Source organism: Agromyces italicus DSM 16388 (genome assembly GCF_000421545.1).
Lineage (GTDB): Bacteria > Actinomycetota > Actinomycetes > Actinomycetales > Microbacteriaceae > Agromyces > Agromyces italicus.
On the sequence record NZ_ATXF01000004.1, the window covers coordinates 426,472 to 450,736 of the forward strand.

Below are 24,265 nucleotides of genomic sequence, written 5' to 3' on the forward strand. Positions count from 1 at the left end.
AGGTCGCCGCCGAGAGACCGGACTCACGTCGCTCGTGGTGACCTATCGGAAGGACGGCGAGGGCCCGACCACTGGTTCAGGACGGTCAACGCTCGGCGCCACTGAAGTCGACGATGTGCGGGCCGCCGTGGAGTACGCGCTCGCGCACGGCGCGAGCCGGGTCATCCGCTTCGGGTGGTCGATGGGCGCGACCATTGCGCTGCAACTCGCCGCCGACCCCGAGCTTCGCGGTATCGTCCCCGGGCTCGTGCTCGAGTCGCCGGTGCTCGACTGGGTCTCTACGATCAAGGCGAACTGCAAGCGGTCGAGCCTTCCCGCGTGGACCGGCGCGCTCGCCGTGTCGTGGCTCGACAACCGGCGGCTGTCACGCATCACGGATCTCGTGCGCCCGTCGGGCTGCGCCGCTTCGATTGGATCACGCGTGCCGATGAACTCGCCGCCCCGATGCTTATCCTCCACGGATCCGCTGATACGTCCGCGCCGATCGGGGTAGCGGCGCGCCTCCGAGATCGCAGACCCGATCGTTCAGCTCGAGCGTTTTGATGCGGACCACACCATGACGTGGAACTCCGACCCCGAGCGTTGGCGGGCATCCGTGATTACCGCGTTGGATGGGCACGTCGGACGGTGATCTGCCGCGGCTCGGTGATGCAGTAGCACACGATGCTTGACACCTGCAGGGAGAATGGGGGCCGCTGATACTTGAAAATGTCAACTGAACGCAGGACCAGGCTGGCAATCTAAGCGAACCCCACCTTCCCGTTCCGGTTGCCGTGTCGGGGTTTTACACCAAATGCCCGCAACATGCGCCCACGCGTGCGGCCGCGAGATTCAATGGGCGGCAGGCCGAAGCGCACCGTCTACGATCTGCGAGGTTTCAGTTGATTCTCGTTCGACGCCGAATATGGTGGCACGGAGCGGATTATTTGAAGCGCATGTCAGGCGGCCTATCAAGACCGTCGGATATGCGTCATGCGCGATCAACGCTCCGCAGTGCCTCCCGCCCGGTTATGGACGCGCAACGAATGCCCGGTTCAGAACGACCAGATTAGCGGTACGAGCAGTACGCCGGCGAGGAGAACAGCGTAAACGGCCAGCCGAACCGGGCGTAGTCACAGGTGGCTTGATTCAGTCGCAAGGGCTTCGGCGGCGCATGCCCTCGAGCACCGTGGTGACGAGTGTCTCGATGTATTCATCGCTCAGGGGTCCGCTGCGCTGAAGCCAACGGTTGAGGACCGGACCCCAGATGACGTCGATGGCCACGTCGAGGTCGAGGTCGTCGTCCAGCTCGCCGGCCGCCTGTGCGCTGCGCAGGCGCTGTCGTTTGGCCTCTCGGAGCGGGGCGTCGAGCCGTTCGTGATAGGCCTCGGCCAGTGCGGGATCGTGCGTGATCTCGGTGGCGAGGGCACGCATCGGCGCGGCGAGCTGGGGGTCATTGAGCTCGGCGGCGGTCGCGCGCAGGACGAGTGTCAGGTCGGCGCGGAGGTCACCCGTGTCGGGCAGCACCGGCAGAGCTCCCTCACCGTCCTCGCTGAGGAGGAGGAATGCGTCGAAGAGGACCGCGGCCTTCGAGGGCCACCACCGGTAGATGGTCTGCTTCCCCACGCCGGCGCGCGTGGCGATGCCCTCGATGCTGAGCTGGGGGTACGGCAGGTCGTGAAGGAGGTCAAGCGTCGCGGTGAGGACGGCGCGGCGAGACTTCTCGTTGCGCCGCGCGGGGTCGGGATTCGGCATGCGGCCAGCGTATCAAAGCGAGACGAGACGTTGCGTATTGCAAAGCGAGAATGTTGCTGCTATGGTCTTCATCACGAGACGAACCGTCTCGTCTCAAGGTCAAGGAGTGACAATGCGACAGTCTTCCCCTGCATCCCGTACGTGGTTCATCACAGGCGCCAGCCGAGGCTTGGGGCGGGCGCTCGCTCTGGCGGCGCTTGAGCGCGGAGATCGTGTGGTCGCCGCGGCACGGACCGCGACGACCGACGACTTCGACGCGCGACACCGCGACCGCGTCCTCGCGCTGAAGCTCGACGTGACCGACAAGGACGCGGTCGAAGCCGCCGTGGCGGACGCCGTCGCGCGCTTTGGCCGGCTCGACGTCGTGGTCAACAACGCCGGCGACATGTCCATGGGCATGGTCGAGGAGTTCACCGAGGCTCAGGCCAGGGCGCAGTTCGAGGTCAACCTGTTCGGCGCCCTGTGGGTTAGCCAGGCTGTGATGCCGTACCTGCGTCGGCAGGGATCGGGTCATCTCCTGCAGATCTCGAGCATCGCTGCACTCGGCGGCTTCCCGAGCACCGGCATGTACAGCGCGAGCAAGTTCGCGCTGGAGGGCCTGAGCGAAGCCCTGGCAGCGGAGGCCGCGTCGTTCGGCGTCAAGGTCACCATTGTGCAGCCCGGCGGCTACTGGACCGACCTTTACTCCGGCATGGTCTCGACGACGCCATCCGAAGCGTACGGCCCACTGCGGGCCGCGCTTGAGCAGCAGTGGGCGGAGGGTTCGGTCGACAGCGACCCGCAGCTGGCCGCTGAGGCGATGCTCACTCTTGTCGACAGCGACGAACCGCCGCTGCGGCTCCTGCTCGGCAGCATGGTCTACGACCTGGCGCACGATCTCTCGCGTCAGCGGATCGAGACCTGGTCGTCTTGGGAGCAGGTCAGCCGCGCCGCCGAGCACGCCGTGCCGAATCCCATGGTCGTGGCCGAGTGACCAGGCCGGCGTTCACCCCGACTCCCGCTCCCACGAAAGGAATGCCCATGCAGATCAACGCCACAGCCCTATCCCTCAATGTCGCCGACGAGGCGGCATCCGCCGAGTTCGCGAAGACCCATTTCGGTTTCACCGAGGCGATGTCCGCCGATGGCTTCGTCTCGCTGCAGCATCCCGACGCAGGAATCAACGTGATCTTCCTGCGCACGGGGCTCGGCACGTTCAAGCCGGCCGAGATCGCCGGCTCTGCAGGGCAGGGCATGCTGCTCGCCTTCGTCGTCGACGACATCGACGCCGAGTACGCGCGCATGACGGCAGCCGGCGCCCGGGTGATCAGCGCGCCTGCGACCGAGCCCTGGGGCGAGCGGTACTGCCAGTTCGCCGACCCCAACGGGATCGTCTGGCAGCTCGTCACATGGGTCACCCCGGGCTGACTCCGAACCATTACAGACCCCCCGATCCCAGACCACGATTTCCGATCTTGAAGAAGGAGACATTATGACCTCTGCGACCGCACGCATCGCGGCATGGACCGGCATGGTCCCGATCGACGACACGGCGCTTGCCGTCAGCGACAGCGGCGGCAGCGGCATCCCGCTGCTCTACTGCAACGGTCAGTTCGCCACCCAGCGGTACTGGCGGCGGGTCATCGCCGAGCTCGGTCCCGATTTCCGGCACATCACCTTCGACGAGCGGGCTCGTGGCAAGTCGAGGACGTCGAGCGATTACTCCTTCGAGGCCGCCGTCCGCGATGTCGACGTCATTCTCGAAGCCAGGGGGGTCGAGCGGGCGCTGCTGGTCGGGTGGTCCTACGGCGCGGTCGTCGCAGCGCACTGGGCCAGCCGCAACCCGGAACAGGCGCTGGGGGCTGTCTTGGTCGACGGCGCGTTTCCGCATGACTGGCTCGACGGGGCCATGGAGCAGCGGATCCGTATGCTGTTCCGACGGCTCGCTTGGCTGAGGCCCGCGCTGCGACCGCTGGGCCTCCTCCCGCAGATGACCGCCGCGCAGCAAGCCGAGAGCAACATCGAACTCGGCCGGCTCTCACGCGCACGCGAGCTTAGCCCCGTGCTCGACGGCATCTCGGTGCCCACGCGGTACGTGGTCGGCTCGGGGACCTCGTTCGGAAGCCGCGGGGATGAGCAGGAACGCATTCGCGCCAGCCTTGATCGGGTCACTGCCGGCAACCCGAACATCAAACTCGCCGCGAAGGTCCCCAGTAACCACGGCGCCATCCTGAAGAAGGACGCACCGGCCATCGCCAAAGCCGTGCGCGAGGTGAGCGAACTCGCGTAATGAGAGAACCGCTCACGAGCACTCGGCGACATCGGGTGCGAACCTTGACGAAGACCTTCCCTCGTCGCAGTCACGGCTCCGGGGGCGCCACGCCTGCTCCCGCCTGTCGATGGTGCGGCCCGCGGAGCAACGTGTCTCGGCGGCGAGCAATCGAGAGCCGACGGCGGACACGACACGGAACGCGTCGACCACCAGCGCGGGCACTTCACGGGCGTGGGGCGCTGACCTCAGGATGCCCTGCCTTCGATGCCGTGCGATCAGACGAACTCAACCGCTGAGCGCCCTTTGCTTCGGGAAGGTAGGCGGCGATGAAGGCTCTGACTCCGGACTCGATGGAGCCTGTCAGCTCGTCCCCTTCGAGCGCGTGCCCGGGGCCGCAGAACATGACTCGGTTGCTCGGAATCCACAGCAGCATTCCTGTCAGGTGCTGCGCAGCGATCGCTGGCTGCGGAATGGACAGCAGCCCGCGCTCGGCCACGAGCCGAAGACAGGTCGCCACCGATTCGAGCACTCTCTCGAATCCTCGTTGCCAGTAGAGACGCCCAAGATCTGGGAAGCGGGCGGCCTCCGCGATGACCAGGCGTCGGATCTCCTGCACCCGTGGATTCATGATCGAACGGGTGAACTGCTCCGCAAGGAGCTTGATCGCCGATTCGGCATCCTGAGCGGAACGCATCGCCTGAGTGAGGTCGTCGAACGGGTTATGGATGCGGTCGCCGATGTCAGTGATGAGCGCGGTGAAGAGCCCCTCCTTGTCGGCGAAGTACCTGTAGATCGTCTGCTTGGACACCGAGGCTGCCGCAGCGACCTGGTCGGTGCTCGTGCCCACATAACCGTTGGCGACGAACACCGTGAGGGCTGCGTCGAGGATCTGCTGTCGCTTTTCCTCACTTCGCCGAGACATGGGGACGTCTTCACTGTCGAGTTGCATTGCCAGCCTCCTTCGTACTAGACAGTACCGTACTCGATGGGTACAGTACCGTCTAGTACCGTCAGGTACCGCACGCCGACCACTTGGATCGGCTAACGAAAGGAACACCCGTGAACACGACTGAATCCCGGACCGTCACCTCAGCAGACGGAACACGCATCGCCTACAGCGTGACGGGCGATGGCCCCGCTTTGGTGCTGGTCGACGGCGCCCTATGCAGCCGCGCCTTCGGCCCACTCCCCGCCCTGGCCACGCACCTCGCCGACCGCTTCACCGTTTTCACCTACGATCGCCGCGGGCGCAATGAGAGCGGAGATGCAGGCAATTACGCGCCGGCACGAGAGACCGAGGACCTTGCGGCGATGGTGGCCGCCGCCGGCGGCAGCGCATACGTCTACGGCATCTCGTCCGGGGCGGTGCTCGTCTTGCGATCGGCCGCGAAGATCGATGGCGTCCTGGCCGTCGCCGTGTACGAGGCGCCGGTGATGGTGGAGGGGTACGGGATCCCAGCTGACTATGCTTCCCGTTTGAAATCCATCGTCGCAGCCGGCCGCAATTCCGACGCCATCGATCTCTTCAACACCGACGTGGTCGGCATTCCCGCCGAGTACCTTGCGCCGATGAAGGCCATGCCGGCCTGGCCACTGATGGAATCCGGGGCTGCGACGCTCGTGTATGACGCTGCGATCATGGGCGACAGCCAAAGCGGGCACGGACTCGACGACCTGCTTGTCGAATCGTTGACATCCATCTCGGTGCCCGCACTCGTGCTGGACGGTGGCGCCAGTCCCTCCATGTTCCGCACCGGAGCCGACGCGATCACATCTCACTTGAACAACGCCGAACGGCGCACGCTCCCCGAGCAAACCCACGAAGCAGATCCCGCCGTACTCGGTCCCGTCATTGCCGACTTCTTCCTCAACTGAGCAATCGCCATGGGAACCATCACTGCACAACTGTTCATCTCCCTCGACGGCGTCGTCGAAGCACCCGAGAAGTGGCACTTCCCGTTCCTGAACGACGAGATGATGGCGGCGGTTTCAGCCTTCTTCACGCGCGCCGATACCCTTCTACTCGGTCGGGCGACCTACGAGACCTTCGCCAGTTCCTGGCCGAACCGGCCAGACGAGGAGTTCCTTGCACAGCGCATCAATTCGATGCCGAAGCTCGTCGCCTCTTCAAGTATCGACGCGCCCGCGTGGCGAAACACCTCCGTCACTGACGTCGACCTGCGAACGCAACTGACGCGCCTCACTGCAGAGACAGACGCAACCATCGCCGTCGCCGGAAGCATCACCCTCGTGCGCTGGCTCATCCAGGAACAACTGCTCGACGAACTCGAGCTCATGATTCATCCAATCGTGCTCGGCCACGGCGAACAGCTGTTCACGCATGGCCGCGGCCTCGAGTCCATCACATTCGACCTCAGGCGGTGCACCCCCTTCTCGACGGGCGTACTCGACCTCATCTATCAGCGCCCAGAACCGAGTACCGAACCAGCCAACCAAGACATAAGGAGCTAGAACGATGTCATTCCAGGCATACCTCGACACGATCGAAGACAAGACCGGCCTCACGCCACGAGAACTCCTCGCGCTGGCACATGAACGCGGACTGGACGAACCTCCGGTCAAGGCCGGAGCCATCGTCGACTGGCTCAAGGAGGATTACGCACTCGGGCGCGGACATGCGATGGCCATGGTTCACGTCATCAAGAACGGACCCACCATCAGCGAAAAACATGTCGGCTCGGACGGAACTCATCGAGACGAGTCAACTGAACTGTGGCTAGACGGAAAGAATAACCGGTCCGCGTGACGATTCCGTCCGGGTGGGTCGCTCTCAATCATGAAGTCGTCCGCAACGGGGTCGAGTACCGGTTTCGGACAGTTTAAGGTTCGGCACACGGCCTTCGGCAGGATGGACGCATGACGTCTTCAGTCCGGGGGGCACGCCTTCCCCGGATGTCGTTCGCAACCGACACGGTTCGCCGACAAGGTGTTGGTGTCGGTTATCGCGCGCGAGGCGTGTCGAACGTCCAAGTGCTACGCCGATTCCCACCAAATCATCGCCAGGTCGGTCAATGTCCGGCGAGAATGGACCGATGAACGGCAACTTTGTGCTCTTCGTCCATGCAGATCCCGATGGCTGGGCCGACCTCGACGATGAGGCGATGGATGCCGCCCTCCGCGACCGCGCGGCAGCAATCGAGAAGCTGCGGTCTGAAGGTGTCTTGATCGCGTGCTCTCCATTCGATGATCCTGCGCATGCGAGACGGGTAGAAGTCAGAGGCGGCCACGCATCGAGTAGTGCGGTTGCCGTTGACGCCGAGCCCATCGCCGGGTTCTACCTCATTCGAGCCGCTGACCTCACGGAGGCCGAACGCTTTGCGGCACTGATTCCAGATGCTGCAAGCGCGCACATGACCGTGCGAGCGCTCATGCCACTTCCGGGTATCCCAGGCGTCATTCCAGCGCCCACGAGCGAGGGGGCGTCGCATGCCTGACCTTTCTCCCGCCTTCACGCCGTTGTCGACGCGCTCCCTCTTGCGCCGGGGATGAGGGTGCTCGAAGTCGGCGGTGCCCCGGGCGCCGCGGCCCGCGCAGTTGCTGCAAAAGGTGGGCCCGGCCGGGCATGTTCTCGTGCTCGATCGCTCCCAGACAGGCATCGCGCAGACACGGCGAGCGTGCCGCCGCGAGATCGATGCGGGAACACTTTCCACGTTGTGCGCGCCAGTCGAAGAGTTCGGACTGCCTGCTGGAGTGCCGCTCTTCGACATCGCGTTCGCGTGCCGAGTCGGCGCGCTCGACGGACGGCATCCGAAGCTCTACCCCGACGCCATCACGCGGTTGCGACGTGCTGTCGTGCCCGGTGCAGTCCTCTACGTCGACACCGGCAACCCGCTCACCGCGATTCCCCTGCACTGAGGGTCGAAACAGGCTGACCGCCGTCCCAGGGTTGACCACGGACCCCATGTGCTCCAAAGTGAAACGGGGCGCCTTCTACGGTCGTCGCAACACTCAGCTCTGAATTGGTTCGTTGATGAGCGCAGTGAAGCGGTCGTGTGGGGTATCCCAGCCGAGGATCCGGCGGGGTGCACCGCTCGACGAGCTTCGCTGAGCCGTCCTTCGCGACGTGCTCCATCACCACGATGACGCGCTCGGCCGTTCACGAGGTCCATGGCACCGCCCATGCCCTTGATCATCTTGCCGGGCACGGCCGGCCGCGGGAGATCGATAGATGGGCGGCCGGAATCCGCGGCAATTGTCATTAATGACAAGTAGGTGACAAGTACTCGCGGAAAATGACATACTCCCGCGGAACCTACAGGCGGCGATGTAGGTTCCGCGCCGACCTGGCATGTGAGGCCACGAATCCGCGGTACATGTCATCGATTCAGTACGCCGGATTCCACGAAAAATGGCACATTCCTACAGCCCCCAATATGCCCCGGAGGCTGCAACGCGGCGCTCAGGGCAGTGCCCAGCGGGTAGATCTAGATGGCAGCGAATCGAGCGAGTCCGAATGGCGCGAGCGAGTCGTGACGCACTCCATCGAGCACTTCGTCGACGACCGTCGTGGCGAGATGCGGCGCCAGAGTTACCCCGCTGTGAGTGGCAACCGCGTAGATGGAACGGTCGCGATCTGCCCAGTCCGCGATGGTCAGCCCGTCCCTCGGAAGTACACGAGTGCCAAGATGCACTGATTCCACCGCGACGTCCCGCAACGCGGGGCACAGCTCACGTGCCCTCTCCAGCAGGATGCCTGGCACCGTCCAAACCTGCGGGTCGGTCTTCGCCCATTTTCCGCCGGTCGGGTGGTCAGCGAAGGTGATTCCGCCGTTGCGTGCGGGTCGTAGCGCGATCCCGTTGGCGCGGACGAAATGCCGGATACCGGACTGGACGCGACCTGTGGTGCTGATGATGCCGACCGATGATCCCGGCTCGCCTGCCCCTTCGGCGTTCTCCGCCGGATCCAGAAGCGGGAAATCGATCCCTGCATTAGCGAGGATGCCTCTTGTACCGTTGCCTGCCGCCACGACGATGACATCGGCGCCGTGTCGCTGTGTCGTACCGTCTGTGGCGACGGTGACGAGATGGCTCTGCTCGACGGCGGCGACTGAGCGGAACGGAAGGAAGGTGGCCCCGGACTGGATCGCCCGATCAAGAAGACTCAGGCACATCGTCTCAACATCAACCCATCCCTCGCGGGGGTAGATTGCCCCGCCCGTGATGCGCGTGGGGTCAAGGGAGGGTTCGAGCTCGAGCACTTCGTTGCGCGTGAGCACGCGGGCGCCGTAGTCCTCCCACGCGATGCGTGCGACGTTGGTCTCGAGGGTCTGGGCTTCCTGGTCGGACTGTGCGACTTGGATCATGCCCGTTTGGTGGAACCACCGCCCCCCGCGTTGTGCCTCGCGCTCGTATGCCTGCACCCCGAGGAAGTTGAGCAAGCTGTACTCCTCAGGGGACTTGTCGTTGCCGTTGATCCAGGCGAAGGTCGACGCGCTTGTGCCTGATGCGGCTTCTGCGGCATCGATGATTGCGACCGTCGCGCCCCTTCGAGCGAACTCGGCTGCAAGTGAGCACCCGATCACTCCCGCGCCGACAACGATGACTGTGGGCTTCTTCATTCCTGCTGGTTCCTCTGATGATGGAGATTCGATGGTTCACAGCGTCCCGACAGATGCGAAGAATTTCTTCGCTCGTTCGGTTGTCGGGTTGTGCAGGAGAGAGGCCGGGATCCCGCGTTCGATGACCTTGCCGGCGTCCATCATGATGACTTCGTCAGCGACATCCTCGGCGAACCGCATCTCGTGGGTGACCACGAGCATGGTGGACCCGTTCGCCGCCAAACCGCGCATCACCGAGAGCACCTCACTCACCAGTTCCGGATCCAGAGCACTTGTGGGCTCGTCAAACAGGAGGATCTGAGGTTCCATAGCCAACGCTCGAGCGATCGCGACTCGCTGCTGCTGACCGCCGGACAGCTCGCTCGGATAATGGTCGGCCCGGTCCGCGAGGCCGACCTGTTCGAGATAGCGAAGCCCGGCCGCGGTCGCAGCCTTCTTGCTCGCCTTTCGAAGCAGGGTAGGGCCGATGGCGACGTTCTCGATGGCGGTATAGTTCGGAAATAGGTTGAAGTGTTGGAACACCATTCCGAAGTTGAGCGTCTGTCGTCGAGCGACAGTGTTACTTACGGGAACGCGGTGTCCGTGACGTACCTCGTGGCCGATCATCTGCCCCTTCAGGAAGATCGCCCCGCCGTCGATGGTCTCCATCATGTTGACAGTCCGTAAGAGGGTACTTTTCCCTGAACCGGACGGTCCGACGATGCAGGTGACCGTGCCGGCGAAGATGTCCAAGCTGACGTTGTCGACCGCCCGTAGCTCACCGAAGTGTTTGCTGACGTTGACCAGCTGGAGTAGCGGCGCATTCGGGTTCGTTGTCTCGCTCATCTCACGCTCCTGCCAGATCCACTTGCTTCGCCTTGCTCGACAGGTTGCGGCGCGCGAATCCGCGGCCGAACCGCTTCTCGAGACGCGACTGACCGAACATCGCCAACGAGGTAAGCACGAGGTACCAGATCACCGCGACCGTCAGCAGCGGGATGGTCTCGAAGTTCCGCGCGTAGATGGTCTGCACGGTCGTCAGGAGCTCGGTGTAGCCGATGACGGACACCAGGGACGTGCTCTTGAAGATCGTGATGACCTCGTTCGCCATCGACGGGGTGATCACACGGATCAGCTGCGGGCCGAGGATCTTCTGGTACGCGCGGATCGGCGGCAGCCCGAGCGCTTTGCACGCTTCGAACTGGCCGGACTGCAGCGCAAGGACGCCGCCACGGAAGACCTCGGCCGAGTATGCGCCGAGATAGATCGCCAGCCCGATGATCGCAGCGCTGAATCGGGAGATTACCTCGTTCGTCGGAACGTCGAACAGGCTGGGGCCGAATGGGATGCCAAAACTCAACGTCGGAACCAGGGCGCCCCAAAAGAACACGAGGAGCAGCATCACTAGCGGAGGCATCGCCCGCATCAGCCAGATGTACAGAATCGCGAACGTGCGCAGCACGACCAGTTTGGACATCCGGCACCAGGTGGTGACGATTCCCAACGCGAGGCCGACGATCGTCGTCAACACGGTGAGGACGATCGTGTTGAGTAGCCCGGTGAGGATGACCTGACTGAACATGTATGAGAACACGAGCTGCCAGTTCCAGTTGTCGTTGAAGACGAACAGCTGGATCAGGACGAGACCGACGTAGACGGCCAGCACAATGCTGACCCAGAATCCGATACCAACGCGCGGCTTGATCTCGAGTGAAGCGAGTTCCTGACGAGACCATTCCTGGGTGGAGATCCCCTGCGTCGTCGGATGGGAGATGTTACTCACGAACTATCCCTCCATCGAGATGTCGCTGTTGATGTCCATGCCGGGCAGAGCGGAGTCGGTGAGGCCCCACTTTTCCAGGAGCGCGTCGTAGGTGCCGTCCGAAACGAGTTTCAGAAGTGCCGCCTGGAGCGCGTCGCGCAGGCCGGTGTTGTCCTTATGGATGCCAATGCCGAGGATGCTCTTCTGCTCCTCGTAGACGATCTTGAAGGTGTCGGGAGTCTTCTTCACGTTGTACGCCATCTGCGGGAAGTCGCCCCAGAACGCGTCAGCCTCGCCGCTCTTCACGGAGAGAATCCCGGCGCCGGTGTCGTTGTAGCCGTTGATTTCCAGCTCCGGCGCACCCGACGCGGTGCATTCGGCAGCGATCTCCTCGAGGCTGGCCTGCTGCGAGGTTCCGCGTGCGTAGCCGACGCTCAGCCCGCAGAGTCCTTCGCGGGTGATCTCGTCCTCTGCAAAGTCCGTCGTTGTGATGATGGCTGTGCCGTTCCGGAGGTAGTCGACGAAGTCGATGTAAGTCTGCCGCTCGACGAAATCGGCAACGGACGCGATGACGTCGAAGCGTTTTGCTTCTAGCCCGGGCATGAGCCCGTCGAAGGTGCCTTCCTCGAACTCGGCCTCCGTGCCAAGCACACGTGCAGCCGCGCGCAGCAGATCGGGGTTCAGACCGGCGATGTTCCCGTCACTGTCGACAAACTTGATCGGTTCGACGTCGGTGTTGATCGAGATGGTGAATCCCTCGGCGTACTCCTCAGGCAGGAGTGCCGCGATCTCGTTGTCCTTCTCAACGGACGCGACGATGTCGGCGGCCTCGGTCTGCTGGCCCTTGCTCTCGATCTCGGGATTGGCGCAGGCAGCCAGACCGAGGACGAGAGCGGCGACACCGACAGTGGATACGATGATGCGATTCATGTGATGTTCTCCGTGATTAGCGATGCGGCGTTGCATTGCATCGGCGGGTGGGTACTGCTTCGGGTGTCTCGAATCGGACTACGAGGGGTCGGACGGGTTTTCGTCGGAGTACTCGATGTAGAACTCCATCGCTCCCGGCTTGAGGTAGTAGGCGGCTGATTCGGCGATCTGTCCGTTGGACTGCCACATGAGGCGGCGGCGCCGTAGCACAGGGATGCCAGGAGCAAGGTCCAACAGTCGGGCATTCTCTTCGTCCAGCAAGACGGGGTCGAAGTACATCCGCGACCGTGCAATCTCGATACCGTGAGCCGAGAAGTATGCGCGGACGGAGACGTCCTCCAGAGACTCCTCGAGCAGCTCGGGTGTGAGGGAGAACGGGATCGCCGCGATCTCCACCACGGTTGGCGTGTCATCGGTGGGATTTCGACGCACGCGAGTGATCTGGATCACCGGTTCGAGATCGTCCAGCCCTGGAAGGGTTACGAACGCTTTGCCGGCTGGGATCACAACACCAGCGACGGCGTCCATGCGACCCGGAAGGTTGGCATCCCCGATTCGTGGGTCAACTGACCGCATCAGGTTGACCTGGCGAGCCCCGTCAGCCACGTGGGTCCCGAGCCGCTTGCGCCGAATCACAAGTCCCGCCTGGGCCAGATCGTTCAGAACTCGCTGAGCAACAGACCTGCTTACCTGATACTCCGCCTGTAGCTCTGCCTCAGTCGGGAGCTTCGCGCCGGGCGCGAGCTCGCCCGACACGATACGTGCTTCAAGGCCTGCGCGAATTACCTGATACTGCGGTGTAGCCATAAATAGAGCGTACATATTCTTTAATGACCGGTCAATATCCGTAACGCGAACGTAATCTGCGGGCGGAGAACCCGGGCGGGCTCGGCGCAACGCCGGATGGGCCGGTCGCGTTGCAGGCGTTCAACCCGACGACTACATCTCGAGACCGAGCATCTGGCACGGGCATGACCCACCTATTGATCAGACTCGGATCGCGTCCGCCGAAAAGAGGTAGCGGGTGAAGTTCACCCACCCTCGCGACCAAGCTCGTCGACGAGCTCATGGAAGCCGCCGACGAGAAGCAGCTCGCTCGCACGGTCGCCCGCTACGGGCGCGTCGATCTGCTCTGCATCGATGAGCTCGACTGGATGGAACTCGACCGACGCGGCGCCGAGCTACTCCAGGTCCACCGAACGCGATGAGAAGGCCTCCGTCGCGATCGCCTCGAACGAGTCATTCTCCGGTTGGAAGACCTTCACTGACCCGCGGCTGTGCGCCGCGATCGTCGACCAGCTCACCGTCAACGGCACCATCATTGAAACCGGCGCCACCTTCTACTCGGCTCGACTACGCCTGCAACAAGCAACCGCATAGATAAGGGGGATTTGACGATGCTCCAGCATCGTCAAATCCCAGCCGCCCGCCCTCGCACTACAAGTGCAGTGCCTCCCAAAACCGCAGGGCAAGGGCGGCGAGGGCGAAGGCGAGGCGAGGCGAGAAAGCTAGTGGCTCAGGAGTTCACGCAGAATCGTGTCGACCTGCTCGATGTACGCCGGTTCGAATCCGTTGAGCGCGAAGTGTCCTTCCTTCGATTCGATGACTCGCACCGTGGCGTCTCGGATTAGAGCGGCGTCGGCTTCCATCTCGTTCGGCGGGAAGAATAGGTCGTGACTGATCGGCATGATCATCGTCTTGGCCTGGATTCGCTGGAGGGCGGCCGCGAGGTCGCCACCTGTGTGTCGGGACACGTCGGCGCGCTGCCATTTCCAGATCTGAGTGAGGAGCGCGTTCGGGTCCATGGGCTCGAAGTACGCTTTCATGACTCCGTTGATGAAGTCGTCGGGCGAGGACATGCCGAGGATGGTGCGCCACCGTTCTTCCTGGTAGAACTCTCGGCTCCATCCCAAGGTGGCTACGATCTTCGCCATCCGATCCATGCCGTCGCGCACGTCGGTTCCGTCCTGGTACCACCCGCCGTTCCAGCGCGGATCGGAGGTAAGGGCTTCTTGCAGGGCTTGGGTGAACGTGACCTGGTGGTGCGAGATTCTCGCGGTGGCGGCGATCGACGCCGCACGTTTGACCATGTCGGGATAGCGCACTGCCCACTCGTAGACCTGCTGGCCGCCCATAGATCCGCCCACGACCAGGGCGAGTTCGGTGATGCCGAGATGCTCGGTGATGAGCTTGTGTTGCGCTCGGACGTCGTCACCGATTCGCACCTGCGGGAACTTGGCCATCGATTGCGCGCCGGGGGTGTTGTGCGGGGATGACGAGGTGCCGCTGCCGATCTGGTCGACGATGACGATGAAGTACTTTCGCGGATCCAGTGCGTGCGTGGGGCCGATGTAGACGTCCTCCATGACCTTGCCTGTTCCGGAGAACCAGGTCGTGACGAGGACAGCGTTGTCCTTGTTGGCGTTCAGTTCTCCGAGGGTCCGGAACGCGAGCGTGGCTCCGCGGAGCGTTTCGGCATTCTCCTCGACGAGGAGATCGCCGAGGTCGAAGAGTTCGTATCTTCCTTGCGTGGATTCATCGGTGTAGAAGGTGTTCTCGATCATGGGTTCTGGCTCCTAGGTGCAAGTTCGTTGGGGTGCGTTGGGTGGGCGTACCGGTCGATCATGCGTCCAGGCTCGCGACCTCACTGGGCTGGAGGGAGGTGGCGACCTGCGGTCGGGGAGGCAAGAGCTGGAAGACGAAGGCCGCCACCGCGCCACCGGCGAGCTGTGCGATGACATACACCGGCAGCTGTTCCCACGGCACACTCCCGCCGAAGATCTGCAGCACCACCATCGGCCCGAAATTCACCGCGGGGTTGATAGATGCCGCTGTGCTGGCACCCAGGACGATAACGAGGGCACCCACCGCGGTTCCGATGCCGATCCCCGCGAAACCGGGGGCCGCTTTGCGGTGGATCACCCCAAGCACGACGAATACCAGCACGAACGTGCCCAGGCAGGACGCGCCGGCGACAGCGAGCGGAGACACCCCCGGCCCGTAGACCGTTGATCCGAGGCCGACTGTGACGGCACCCGACCCGAGCACGGCCGCAATCCCGAATGCGCCAACGACCGCACCGACAAGTTGCGCTGCCATGTACGCGGGAACGAATCGCCACGGCATCTGCCGGGAGATCGCGAGCCCGAGGCTCACGGCGGGGTTCACGTGCATCCCGCTAACGTGCCCGAGGGTGTAGACCAGCGCGATCACCACGAAGGTCCAGGCCAACGCGATCACCCCGAGATCTGCCATCGATATTCCGCGGTCACCGTTCAACAGCAGTGTTGCGGGCACCGATCCGGCACCGACGAACACCAATAGGGCCGTCCCAATGGCCTCAGAAAGCATTTTCTGACCCAGCGTGGATTCATCCATCACATCACTCTCCTTTGAGCGAGACCGTCCACCATGAACGATCATCCCGAATCTAATTCGACAATGTCGAACAGATGGGTTGCAGGTTAGGAGATCCGTGGGCGTGCTGTCAACCACTCCGCCCCACCAATGTGCCGCGGCGACGAGCGCTGCTGAGCGTCCGGTGGATCGCTGGCAGCTGACCGGCGGCGGATGATGCCGGCAACCGCGGTCATGTGGCGACGGAGCCAGGCGGAACCAGGCTCAGGTCACACTGATGGCGGCCAGGAGCGCGCTCCGAGCTCGCGCGAGATGTTGCGTGCGGTCTCTCGGAGGATGTTCGCGGTGGCGTCCGCCGGTGGCCATTCGTTGGCGGGTATGACGATCGCGACGGCAGCCACGACCTCACCATGACCGTCGATGATCGGCGCTGCCATCGAGGATTCTCCGATGACCGCTTCCTCATTCTCGGTCGCGAGCGCGTCTCGGCGGATCAGTGGGAACTCCGAGCGCAACTTGTCCGGGTCGGTGAGGGTGTCTGCCGTTAGGTTTCGGAGCGGTCGAGCGAGAACGTCCGCGGCGTGCTCATCGCTGTAGGCGAGCAGGACCTTGCCGATTGCCGACGCATGGCTCGGGATGGTCAGTCCAGTCTCGGGCATTTGTTCGGTGTCGTCGGGTCGACGGTCGTGATGGATCAGGATCACCTCGCCGAACGACTCGACGCCGAGTCGCGAGGCCAGGCCGGTGCGTCGCGAGAGCTCGTGCATCCACCGCATGGCTCGGGCCCGCACGTCCAGCGTGTCGAGGTACACGCTGGAGAGCTTGAGCAGGGCCGGCCCGAGCATGTACCGATTCCCGACCGCCTCTTGGACCACCAGACCGTGCGCCTGCAAGGACTTCACGATGCCGTGCACAGTCGAGGGCGGAAGCTGGAGACCCGCCGCAAGCTCGCCGATGCCCAGTCGCCTCGCCCCTTGCAGCAACGCCAGGATCTTCGCGGCACGGTCGATCGACTGAATCACGCGTTCCCTCCTCCAGCTGAAGCTGCGATACACCGACGGCATAGCGACGCCACGCAATTGTCTCGCACGACTTGACATCGTGCTTCATCGTCGTGCACCATTCGACATTATCGAATGTAATTCGATTATGCAGGAAGTTTTCAGTTCAAGGGAGAGCAAATGCGCGCTCGGGGCAGCAGCCACGCCATTGCAAGGTTCGCCAACACGGCGGGAGCATTGCGTATGCACGCAGTCGCAACGCCGGGGCCACGGACGTGAACACCGCCGAGACGCTCAGCATTGACGACCTCGTCGCGTGGATCGCCCGGTTCGACCGGGACATCCGCAACCAGGCCGGGCTCCTCACCCAACTGGACAGCTCGATTGGCGACGGTGACCATGGCGTCAACATGGCGCGCGGCGCGCTGGCGATGCGAATGACACTTGAGAGCGATGCGCCTGCGGACGTCGGCACGGCGCTCCGGGCCTGCGGGGCCGCCTTTGTCGCCGCCGTCGGCGGAGCGAGCGGCCCACTGTTCGGCGGTTTCATCTCAGCGATGGGAACGGGCAACGGAGCGTCCGCCGCACTGGACGCTGCGGGTTTCGCGAACGCGTTCGCCGCAGGCGTCGAGGCCGTCATCGCGCGCGGTCGGGCCGAGCCCGGCGACAAGACGATGGTCGATGCCCTGTTGCCGTCGTCCAAGGCCGCATCCGCCGCAGCCGCCGACGGTTCGCGCCTCGAGTCGGTGCTGAACTCTAGCGCGAAGGCCGCGGAGGCCGGCCGCGACGCCACCTTCCCTCTGGTCGCACGCAAGGGCCGCGCGAGCTACCTCGGGGATCGAAGCGCGAATCACATCGATCCCGGAGCCGCGTCCGCAGCCATCCTCGTCCGCTCGCTCGCAGACTCGTTTGCCCGCCGTGCCGATACGGACGCCTCAACGTTCCCCTTCCTCGTCCAACCATCACGATCAGGAGCAGCCATGACAACCCGCCGCCAGTTCATCAACCACCCCGACTCGGTTATCGCAGAGGCACTCGACGGCCTCGTCCGCACCTACCCGTCCCACCTCACCCTCGATGCGACGGCGAACGTGATCAGCCGTGCCACGCCAGCAGTCGGCAAGGTAGGTCTGGTCTCCGGAGGCGGCTCCGGCCACGAGCCGCTCCACGCCGGCTTCGTCGGCAGGGGCATGCTCGACGCGGCGGTGTGCGGTGCGGTCTTCGCGAGTCCCACCTCCGAGCAGGTCCTCGCCGGAACACGGCTCGCGAGCAGCGGAGCTGGCGTCGTGCACATCGTCAAGAACTACACCGGCGACGTCCTGAACTTCGAGATCGCCGCCGAGCTGGTCAGTGATGACGGCATCCCGATGGAATCGGTCATAGTCGACGACGACCTCGCCTCTGACAGCGCCGGCGATGGGCCCGGTCGACGCGGCACCGCTGCAGTGATCACGGTCGAGAAGGTCTGCGGAGCACTCGCCGAATCCGGTGCCGACCTCGCGACAGTCGCATCCCGCGGCCGCGAGGTCGTTTCCCGCTCGCGCAGCCTCGCGCTCGCCCTGGACGGCTGCACGCATCCCGGCCGCCACGAGCCGGCATTCGAGCTCAGCGCCGACGAAGTCGAGTTCGGCGTCGGCATCCACGGTGAGCGCGGCACGTCCCGGATCCCGTTCGCCACAGCGGACGAACTCGTTGAGCAGCTGGTCTCCCCGCTCGCCTCTGCGCTCGAGCTCCAGCGAGGACAGTCGGTCATCGCCATCGTGAACGGTCTCGGCGGCGCGTACCCGCTCGAGCTGTCGATCATCGCCCGCCACGTCCACAACCTGCTCGAAGACCGCGGCGTCACCATCGCCCGCTCGCTCGTCGGCTCTTACGTCACCTCACTGGACATGCACGGCGCATCCGTCACCCTCACCGTGGCCGACGACGCGCTGATCAGCGCGTGGGACGCCCCGGTCCGCACCCCCGCCCTCACCTGGTAAGGAATCGCGAACCATGACCAACCTCATCACCGGCCAAAGCGCCTTCGACTGGATCAACCGTTTCACCCTCCGCTTCGCCGAAGCACAGGACCGGCTCACCGACCTCGATCGCCTCGCCGGAGACGGCGACTTCGGCACGAACATCGCATCCGCGCTGCGACGCACTTCCGATGCGCTCCCCACCCGCGATTCGGCGACCTTCGTGACCGTGTTCGCGGCCGCGTCCAAAGGCTTCCTTGCGACCGGTGGGACAAGTGGACCGCTGTTTGGCATGTGGTTGAGGGACATCTCCAAGTCGGCGACGCCCACAGGCGCCACCGCCGTCGAACTCGCATCTGGCGTCGCGGCCGGCCTTGCGACCATCCAGAAACTAGGCGGCGCGAAGGTCGGCGACAACACGATGATCGATGCGCTCGCGCCTGCCGCCGCCGCGCTGACTGAATCCGCGAACGACGGCGGGGCTGTCTCTGAGGCGCTCGCGTCCGCCGCCTCGGCAGCGTGGGTCGGCGCGGAATCCACCGGAGCCCTCATCGCATCCCGTGGACGCGCAAGCTACGTCGGAGAACTCGCGCGCGGTGTCCTCGACCCAGGCGCGGTCACGATCGCCATGCTCTTTGAAGCCGGCGCCATCGCGACCGGGGCGCTCGAAGAACGTGCACCACTCGCAAGACTGGACGCTTTCGCGAGCTGACTCGCAGAAGCCTCCGCTGACGCGGAGTACCGGGCAATGCCCCACAGGGCACTGCTGACCGTATGAAGCCGACTCCTACACCAACGCCTGGCCCGCGGGAGTCGGCTTCATGCCGCGGCATCCTCCATATCGGTGAGGCTTCGCTTCTCATCGACTTGTCAGTTTGCCGTCTGCGTGACATCTCATCGAGAAAATGACAGGTTGTGCGAGAACCTACAGGCGAGCGGCTACCCCTGAACCATGTCGGTGAAGCGCGAGAAGTGCCCGTGGAACGCCACGGTGATCGTGCGGGTCGGGCCGTTGCGGTGCTTGGCCACGATGAGGTCGGCCTCGCCCGCGCGAGGGCTGTCGCGCTCGTAGGCGCTCTCGCGGTGCAGCAGGATCACCATGTCGGCGTCCTGCTCGATCGAGCCCGACTCGCGCAGGTCGCTGATGGCGGGCATCTTGTCGGCGCGCTGCTCGGGGCCACGGTTCAGCTGCGAGAGCGCGATGACGGGCACCTGCAGCTCTTTCGCGAGCAGCTTGAGCGCTCGCGAGAATTCCGAGACCTCTTGCTGGCGGCTCTCGACGCGCTTGCCGCTCGTCATGAGCTGGAGGTAGTCGATGACGACCATCTTGAGGCCGACGCGCTGCTTCAGACGGCGGCACTTCGCGCGGATCTCGACGAGGGTCATGTTGGGGGAGTCGTCGATGTAGAAGGGCCGGTGTTGATTGCTCTGAGAGCCCGGAACTCTTACAGGTAGGTGGTGACACCCCCGACGACATCGTAGTCGGGGGTGACGAGGGGGAGGAACCGCCATCGATCGAACGCCCCGCAGGGATGGCTCACACCGAGGCCCAGCACATCTCCAACTCCAACGAGGCTGTGCGCGGGTACTCTGATGAATGCATGTTGGTCATTCACTCCGACGACCTCGTACCCTGCCATGTCGTCCGATTGCGGTGCCGAGTGGTTGCGAAGAACGACCGGCATCCGATCGTCAGTAGGCGCATCGCGTCGACCGAAGCCGGCGATGATGAGATCCGGCTCCGGTCGCGACCACACGGAGCAAAGCAGTTCGAGCGCGGCACGCAGCCCCGTGGGATTCGTCAAGCTCCACGACAGGGGTGAGGTCTCAGCGTACAGTCCGTGATCGTGCGAGACGTAGCACCCGCTGCGCAGCACGGTTCTGACGGCGAGCGGGAACGCCGTCGGACCCAACTTCTCAACGACCCGCTGGAAGTGGGAGCTGCCACCTGCACTGACGATGGGTGGTTCAACGGGGAAGAGTCCGTCGTCATGCAGTGCCACCAGACAGTCGTGCATGTGGTCGAGGAAGGCATCGACCTCGGAGATAGGCGCATTCTCCGAGGACCCGCGGATGAGCCCCTCGAAGCCAGCGATGCCGGCGAGCCAGACCGCGTCGGAACGGCTGACGGCACGCGCCAGCGTGAGGGCTTCGTCGATCGTGCGGCATCCGGTTCGCCCCCGTCGATAGCCGAGCTCGATCAAAACGCCCAGACGCTGATGGCCGCTTCCGGCGAGGGCATTCTCCAGCCGTTCTAACCCGGCGAGACTGTCTACGTAGCAAAGGAAGTCCTTGCTCGGGTCGGAGAGCACATGATCTCGCACCCAGGCAATTGCTGGGAGATCGACCAGGACGTTGGCGAGGAGAATGCGTTGGACCCCGAAGGCGTGCAGAACACGCACCTGGTGTGGCGTCGCGGCGGTCATCGCCCACGCTCCGGCGTCCATCTGCAGTGCCGTGATCTCGGGAGACATAGCCGTCTTGGCATGCGGCGCAAGCAGCACGTTTGCGTTCTGACAGAAGGCGCTCATCGCCGCAATGTTCCCGGCGATGATCTCCGGCTTGAGGACCATCGCGGGAAGCTCCAGCCCTCCATCGAGTGCGTTCCACCCCTGCGAGCCGACATCGACTGGCGAAAGACGCGAGCCAGGGGCGACGCGAATGCCCTTCGTTGTCCCCGACCAGGAGATCGACGAATTGTGAGGTCGAGTATTCGGATTGTCCGAGGCCTCGTTCCACGAAGATCTCATGCGCGGAAGAACCGAGAATAGCGGAAGCCATCGCGTTCGACCCACGCGGTCGAGCCGTCGACGACGGGTCCGGCGACCAACCGCTCGGGGAGTCTCGCGTCCTGGCCGATCCGGAAGACTCCCGGCCCGAGCGGAACAAGAATCGGGTCGTCTGTCGGTGCTTCAACGCCTGTGGCAGCGATCAAGTGGAGTGAGCCGGCGCGCACTACGATTCGGAAGCTGGGGTACCAGGGCGAATAGCTGCGGTAGTGCCCCACTAGCGTGCTCGCCTCCGAGCCGGCGTCGCGTGCCTCGCTGCCTCGTTCCAATCCTATTCGGGTGAGAACTTGCTCCCCGTACACCCATCGCTCGTCACCATCGCCGCCAACGAGGTGATGGTGGAATCGACGCCAGCTGGGATGCGCGCAGGCGAGCCGCGTCTGCGGCGTGCCGTAAAACGCGCCGCTCACCCCGTCCGCGATCAGGGCGAGTCCATCCTCGGTCGCTCCTCGGACCACCTGGATGGTGGAGGTACCGTCCGTCCAGATCCCCTCGTACCGTTGACTGTCGCGGACGCGCGACCGGTTCAGCCTCGCGCTCCCGACGCCCACACCTCCGGTCGCCAGATCGAGGATTGCACGGCTCAGCATCTCGGCCGGACCAGATCCACCATTCGCGTTGGTCAGCACGACGACGCCGATACCCGCGGTCATGTCGACCGCTAGGTGACTGTTGTAGCCCACCATTCCTCCGCTGTGCGTGAGCAAAGTGTGGCCGTTCTTCTTTTCGACGATCAGTCCCAGGCCGTAGCGGCCGGGGATGTTCGCCAGCGCATCCGATGGTGCGCGGTCCCGCATTGTCTGGCGAATGCTCGCCTCGCTGAGGACGCGGACACCGTCGAGCTCTCCTCGACCGATCAGCATCCGTGCGTATCGTCCCATGTCGGTCGAGGTGGATACGATGTGTCCTTCGCCGCCGTCTGCCTCCACCAAAACCGCTGGTGCCAGCACATCACCGGGCAGAATTGGCTGGTCGTGCCTGAGCGGTTGTGTTCCTGAGACCATGAGGTGGTGGCCGTCGGCGGTGATCGCGCCCGCGGTCTCGTGCATAGCAAGCGGCTGCAGCAGCTGCTCCCGGGTGACTGCCGCAAGGCTCCGACCGGTGATCTGTTCGATGACCAGTCCGAGAAGGATGTATCCAGCGTTCGAGTAGTGGAAGAAGTCACCGGGTGGCGCCGCCGTGGTGGAGTCCGAAAGCAGCAGCGCCTGCGGGAGCGCGTCCGCGAAGGCATCCGAGCCGGCGTTGAGGCCAGAAGTGTGGTGCAGCAGGTGTCGCAGTGTGATGGCTCCGAATCCTCCTTGGACGGAGAACCATGGAAGATAGTCCATCACCGACGCGGACAAATCCACGCGTCCCTGCTCAGCGAGCTGCAAAAGCGCAAAGGACGTGAACGACTTGCTGATTGATCCGATCTCGAACCGGCTGTGCCCCGTCACCGGCTGCATCGATCCGAGACCCGCGGTGCCGTCGCAGACATCGATGACCGTGCCGTCCCCATCAACGACGCATACCGCGGCCCCCGTCATCGGCCACCATCGGAGCGCGTCTGCGAGTAGCGTGGCGCACTGCTCTTCCAGCCGTACGCGGGGGGCGACGGCGACGGTCACAGGAGAACCTCACGCGCCAGAAGATCCGACATGGTTTCTCGACGTACGGCGAGGCGTGACGTCCCGTCGGTGCAGAACACAACCGGCGGTCGGAACGCCGCGTTGTAGTTGTTCGACATGGTAAATGTATAGGCACCTGTGACCGGCACAACCGCAAGGTCTCCAATCGAGGCCGTCGGCATCACGGCATCCCGCACAAGCACGTCGCCCGACTCGCAGTGATGGCCGACGAGATCGTAAGTCTCCACACGCGGGTCAGTCCCGAGCAGCCAAGGCTGGAACCGCTGCCCGTACAGAGAAGCCTCGAGGTTGTCGCCCATTCCTCCGTCCACGGCAACATGGGTTCGGTGCCCTCGCTTGACCGTCACGACCCGATACAGTGATACGCCCGTCGACGCGACCATCGACCTTCCCGGCTCCACCATGAGTCGCACATCGTGGCCGAGGTGCTCGTGGACGGCGCTCACCAGCACTTGCGCATAATCGTCGATGCTGACCGATGGGTCTTCCGACGTATACCGGCTCGCCAGGCCTCCGCCGAGGTCATACAGCGGGAATCGAGGCAGCTCCGATAGAGCCGCGACCTCCTGCTGAAACTGTTTCAACTCGAAGATCTGCGACCCGATGTGCGCATGCAGGCCGTCCAAACGCATGCTCGGCTCACTCTGGATCCGCTCGATAGCCGCTGGGGCATCCTCCATCGAGACCCCGAATTTCGATCCGTTGTGCCCTGTAGCGGTGGCCTCGTGCGTCTGCGCATCGATCCCCGGTGTCACACGCAGCAGCACCGGGACCTGAGTCGTTGCAATGCGAGCGATGCGCTCGACGTCATCCAGGTTGTCGATGACGATGTGGCCGATGCCCGACGACGTCACCAGACGGATCTCCTCGTCAGTCTTCGCATTCCCGTGCAGGAGCATCCGCGACGGATCGACCCCCGCGGCCCGCGCGACCGAGAACTCATTTCCCGAGGCGACATCGAAGTTCAGCCCCTCCTCCGCGAGGACTCCGAGGACGGCTGCAGAGGGGAACGCCTTGCTAGCGAAATGGATGTCGGTCGCTGCATGCCGTGTTCTGAACGCCCGCAGGAACTCCGCCGCACGAGCCCGCAGAGCCGCCTCATCGATGATCAGGGCGGGCGTGCCGTATTCGTCGGCCAGTGCACGAAGCGAGCAACCGGAGATCGAGATGTCCCCATCCGCGGTGCGACGGGTCCCTGCGGGGAAGAGCTCAAGATCTGCGTCGAGGCGCGCCCGCACCAATTCAGCCGGAGAGGTAATGGTCATGGACCGAGTCTTGCCGGACGGTGTCCGAA

At 64.1% G+C, this 24,265-nt stretch carries 24 protein-coding genes and 3 pseudogenes; 12 read left to right on the forward strand and 15 right to left on the reverse strand.

The window, feature by feature from the left end:
- Window positions 1–37 precede the first annotated feature (37 nt).
- The gene (locus H516_RS21100; RefSeq protein WP_157432115.1) at window positions 38–493 is read left to right on the forward strand and encodes an alpha/beta hydrolase; all 456 of its coding nucleotides are present in this window, start codon (window positions 38–40) and stop codon (window positions 491–493) included.
- A 635-nt stretch (window positions 494–1,128) separates the two neighbouring features.
- Here H516_RS21100 and H516_RS0102395 read toward each other — a convergent pair.
- The gene (locus H516_RS0102395; RefSeq protein ID WP_022888129.1) at window positions 1,129–1,734 is read right to left on the reverse strand and encodes a TetR/AcrR family transcriptional regulator; all 606 of its coding nucleotides are present in this window, start codon (window positions 1,732–1,734) and stop codon (window positions 1,129–1,131) included.
- Window positions 1,735–1,846: 112 nt separating this feature from the next.
- Between H516_RS0102395 and H516_RS0102400 the strand changes: the two genes are divergently transcribed.
- The 3 genes from H516_RS0102400 (at window position 1,847) to H516_RS0102410 (ending at window position 4,003) form a co-directional block, all read left to right on the forward strand.
- The gene (locus H516_RS0102400) at window positions 1,847–2,707 is read left to right on the forward strand and encodes an SDR family NAD(P)-dependent oxidoreductase (protein ID WP_022888130.1); all 861 of its coding nucleotides are present in this window, start codon (window positions 1,847–1,849) and stop codon (window positions 2,705–2,707) included.
- Between the two features lie 47 nt (window positions 2,708–2,754).
- On the forward strand, window positions 2,755–3,141 hold the full coding sequence (locus tag H516_RS0102405; RefSeq protein WP_022888131.1) for a VOC family protein: 387 nt from the start codon (window positions 2,755–2,757) through the stop codon (window positions 3,139–3,141).
- A 64-nt stretch (window positions 3,142–3,205) separates the two neighbouring features.
- Window positions 3,206–4,003, forward strand: a complete 798-nt coding sequence (locus H516_RS0102410) for an alpha/beta fold hydrolase (RefSeq protein ID WP_022888132.1) — start codon at window positions 3,206–3,208, stop codon at window positions 4,001–4,003.
- 205 nt (window positions 4,004–4,208) lie between these two features.
- Here H516_RS0102410 and H516_RS17845 read toward each other — a convergent pair whose 3' ends face one another.
- Window positions 4,209–4,934 carry a TetR/AcrR family transcriptional regulator gene (locus H516_RS17845; protein ID WP_022888133.1) on the reverse strand — a complete coding sequence of 242 codons (726 nt, stop codon included), beginning with the start codon at window positions 4,932–4,934 and terminating at the stop codon, window positions 4,209–4,211.
- A 110-nt stretch (window positions 4,935–5,044) separates the two neighbouring features.
- Between H516_RS17845 and H516_RS0102420 the strand changes: the two genes are divergently transcribed.
- The 5 genes from H516_RS0102420 to H516_RS22475 all read left to right on the forward strand — a co-directional run bounded on the left by H516_RS0102420 (window position 5,045) and on the right by H516_RS22475 (window position 7,861).
- Complete coding sequence (locus H516_RS0102420; protein WP_022888134.1) at window positions 5,045–5,860, forward strand: alpha/beta fold hydrolase; 816 nt, start codon at window positions 5,045–5,047, stop codon at window positions 5,858–5,860.
- A 9-nt stretch (window positions 5,861–5,869) separates the two neighbouring features.
- On the forward strand, window positions 5,870–6,457 hold the full coding sequence (locus H516_RS17850; protein ID WP_022888135.1) for a dihydrofolate reductase family protein: 588 nt from the start codon (window positions 5,870–5,872) through the stop codon (window positions 6,455–6,457).
- A gap of 4 nt (window positions 6,458–6,461) precedes the next feature.
- Entirely contained in the window at window positions 6,462–6,752 is a 291-nt protein-coding gene (locus tag H516_RS21495; protein WP_084620198.1) for a DUF4287 domain-containing protein, read from the forward strand.
- A gap of 286 nt (window positions 6,753–7,038) precedes the next feature.
- The gene (locus tag H516_RS21500; RefSeq protein ID WP_169513486.1) at window positions 7,039–7,440 is read left to right on the forward strand and encodes a YciI family protein; all 402 of its coding nucleotides are present in this window, start codon (window positions 7,039–7,041) and stop codon (window positions 7,438–7,440) included.
- Window positions 7,441–7,657: 217 nt separating this feature from the next.
- Window positions 7,658–7,861: a hypothetical protein gene (locus H516_RS22475; protein WP_211217056.1), complete on the forward strand. Its 204-nt coding sequence runs from the start codon at window positions 7,658–7,660 to the stop codon at window positions 7,859–7,861.
- A 160-nt stretch (window positions 7,862–8,021) separates the two neighbouring features.
- On the opposite strand, the pseudogene H516_RS21505 reads toward H516_RS22475, so the two are convergent.
- The 6 genes and pseudogenes from H516_RS21505 to H516_RS0102465 form a co-directional block, all read right to left on the reverse strand.
- A pseudogene (locus H516_RS21505) lies at window positions 8,022–8,151 on the reverse strand (CoA-transferase); the annotation flags it as partial.
- A gap of 279 nt (window positions 8,152–8,430) precedes the next feature.
- Window positions 8,431–9,564, reverse strand: a complete 1,134-nt coding sequence (locus H516_RS0102445; protein WP_022888138.1) for an NAD(P)/FAD-dependent oxidoreductase — start codon at window positions 9,562–9,564, stop codon at window positions 8,431–8,433.
- Between the two features lie 36 nt (window positions 9,565–9,600).
- A complete protein-coding gene (locus H516_RS0102450) occupies window positions 9,601–10,389 on the reverse strand; it encodes an amino acid ABC transporter ATP-binding protein (RefSeq protein WP_022888139.1) in 789 nt (262 codons plus the stop codon).
- A gap of 1 nt (window position 10,390) precedes the next feature.
- Window positions 10,391–11,326, reverse strand: a complete 936-nt coding sequence (locus tag H516_RS17860) for an amino acid ABC transporter permease (RefSeq protein WP_022888140.1) — start codon at window positions 11,324–11,326, stop codon at window positions 10,391–10,393.
- 3 nt (window positions 11,327–11,329) lie between these two features.
- Window positions 11,330–12,235, reverse strand: coding sequence for an ABC transporter substrate-binding protein (locus H516_RS0102460; protein ID WP_022888141.1), 906 nt, complete (start codon window positions 12,233–12,235; stop codon window positions 11,330–11,332).
- A gap of 78 nt (window positions 12,236–12,313) precedes the next feature.
- Complete coding sequence (locus H516_RS0102465) at window positions 12,314–13,042, reverse strand: GntR family transcriptional regulator (RefSeq protein WP_033196746.1); 729 nt, start codon at window positions 13,040–13,042, stop codon at window positions 12,314–12,316.
- Window positions 13,043–13,194: 152 nt separating this feature from the next.
- On the opposite strand from H516_RS0102465, the pseudogene H516_RS20855 reads away from it, so the two are divergent.
- Window positions 13,195–13,615: pseudogene (locus tag H516_RS20855) on the forward strand (ATP-binding protein); the annotation flags it as partial.
- Between the two features lie 128 nt (window positions 13,616–13,743).
- Here H516_RS20855 and H516_RS0102480 read toward each other — a convergent pair.
- From H516_RS0102480 to H516_RS0102490, 3 genes are all read right to left on the reverse strand, one after another.
- Window positions 13,744–14,799: an alpha/beta fold hydrolase gene (locus H516_RS0102480; protein ID WP_022888143.1), complete on the reverse strand. Its 1,056-nt coding sequence runs from the start codon at window positions 14,797–14,799 to the stop codon at window positions 13,744–13,746.
- Between the two features lie 58 nt (window positions 14,800–14,857).
- Window positions 14,858–15,613: an MIP/aquaporin family protein gene (locus tag H516_RS0102485; protein ID WP_022888144.1), complete on the reverse strand. Its 756-nt coding sequence runs from the start codon at window positions 15,611–15,613 to the stop codon at window positions 14,858–14,860.
- Window positions 15,614–15,861: 248 nt separating this feature from the next.
- Window positions 15,862–16,614: an IclR family transcriptional regulator gene (locus H516_RS0102490; protein WP_022888145.1), complete on the reverse strand. Its 753-nt coding sequence runs from the start codon at window positions 16,612–16,614 to the stop codon at window positions 15,862–15,864.
- Window positions 16,615–16,685: 71 nt separating this feature from the next.
- Here H516_RS0102490 and dhaL point away from each other — a divergent pair, with 71 nt between their 5' ends.
- The gene (gene dhaL / locus H516_RS22850) at window positions 16,686–18,575 is read left to right on the forward strand and encodes a dihydroxyacetone kinase subunit DhaL (RefSeq protein WP_084620207.1); all 1,890 of its coding nucleotides are present in this window, start codon (window positions 16,686–16,688) and stop codon (window positions 18,573–18,575) included.
- Window positions 18,576–18,588: 13 nt separating this feature from the next.
- A complete protein-coding gene (locus H516_RS17870) occupies window positions 18,589–19,266 on the forward strand; it encodes a DAK2 domain-containing protein (protein ID WP_022888147.1) in 678 nt (225 codons plus the stop codon).
- 227 nt (window positions 19,267–19,493) lie between these two features.
- Here the strand turns inward: H516_RS17870 and H516_RS0102505 are convergent.
- The 4 genes and pseudogenes from H516_RS0102505 to lysA form a co-directional block, all read right to left on the reverse strand.
- Window positions 19,494–19,967 (reverse strand): annotated as a pseudogene (locus tag H516_RS0102505) (DnaB-like helicase C-terminal domain-containing protein); the annotation flags it as partial.
- Window positions 19,968–19,999: 32 nt separating this feature from the next.
- Entirely contained in the window at window positions 20,000–21,127 is a 1,128-nt protein-coding gene (locus tag H516_RS22855) for a type III PLP-dependent enzyme domain-containing protein (RefSeq protein ID WP_051138657.1), read from the reverse strand.
- Between the two features lie 173 nt (window positions 21,128–21,300).
- Window positions 21,301–22,950, reverse strand: coding sequence for a serine hydrolase domain-containing protein (locus tag H516_RS0102515; RefSeq protein WP_022888150.1), 1,650 nt, complete (start codon window positions 22,948–22,950; stop codon window positions 21,301–21,303).
- The gene (lysA, locus tag H516_RS0102520; RefSeq protein ID WP_022888151.1) at window positions 22,947–24,236 is read right to left on the reverse strand and encodes a diaminopimelate decarboxylase; all 1,290 of its coding nucleotides are present in this window, start codon (window positions 24,234–24,236) and stop codon (window positions 22,947–22,949) included. The genes H516_RS0102515 and lysA overlap by 4 nt, the downstream gene beginning before the upstream one ends.
- Between the last annotated feature and the right edge of the window lie 29 nt (window positions 24,237–24,265).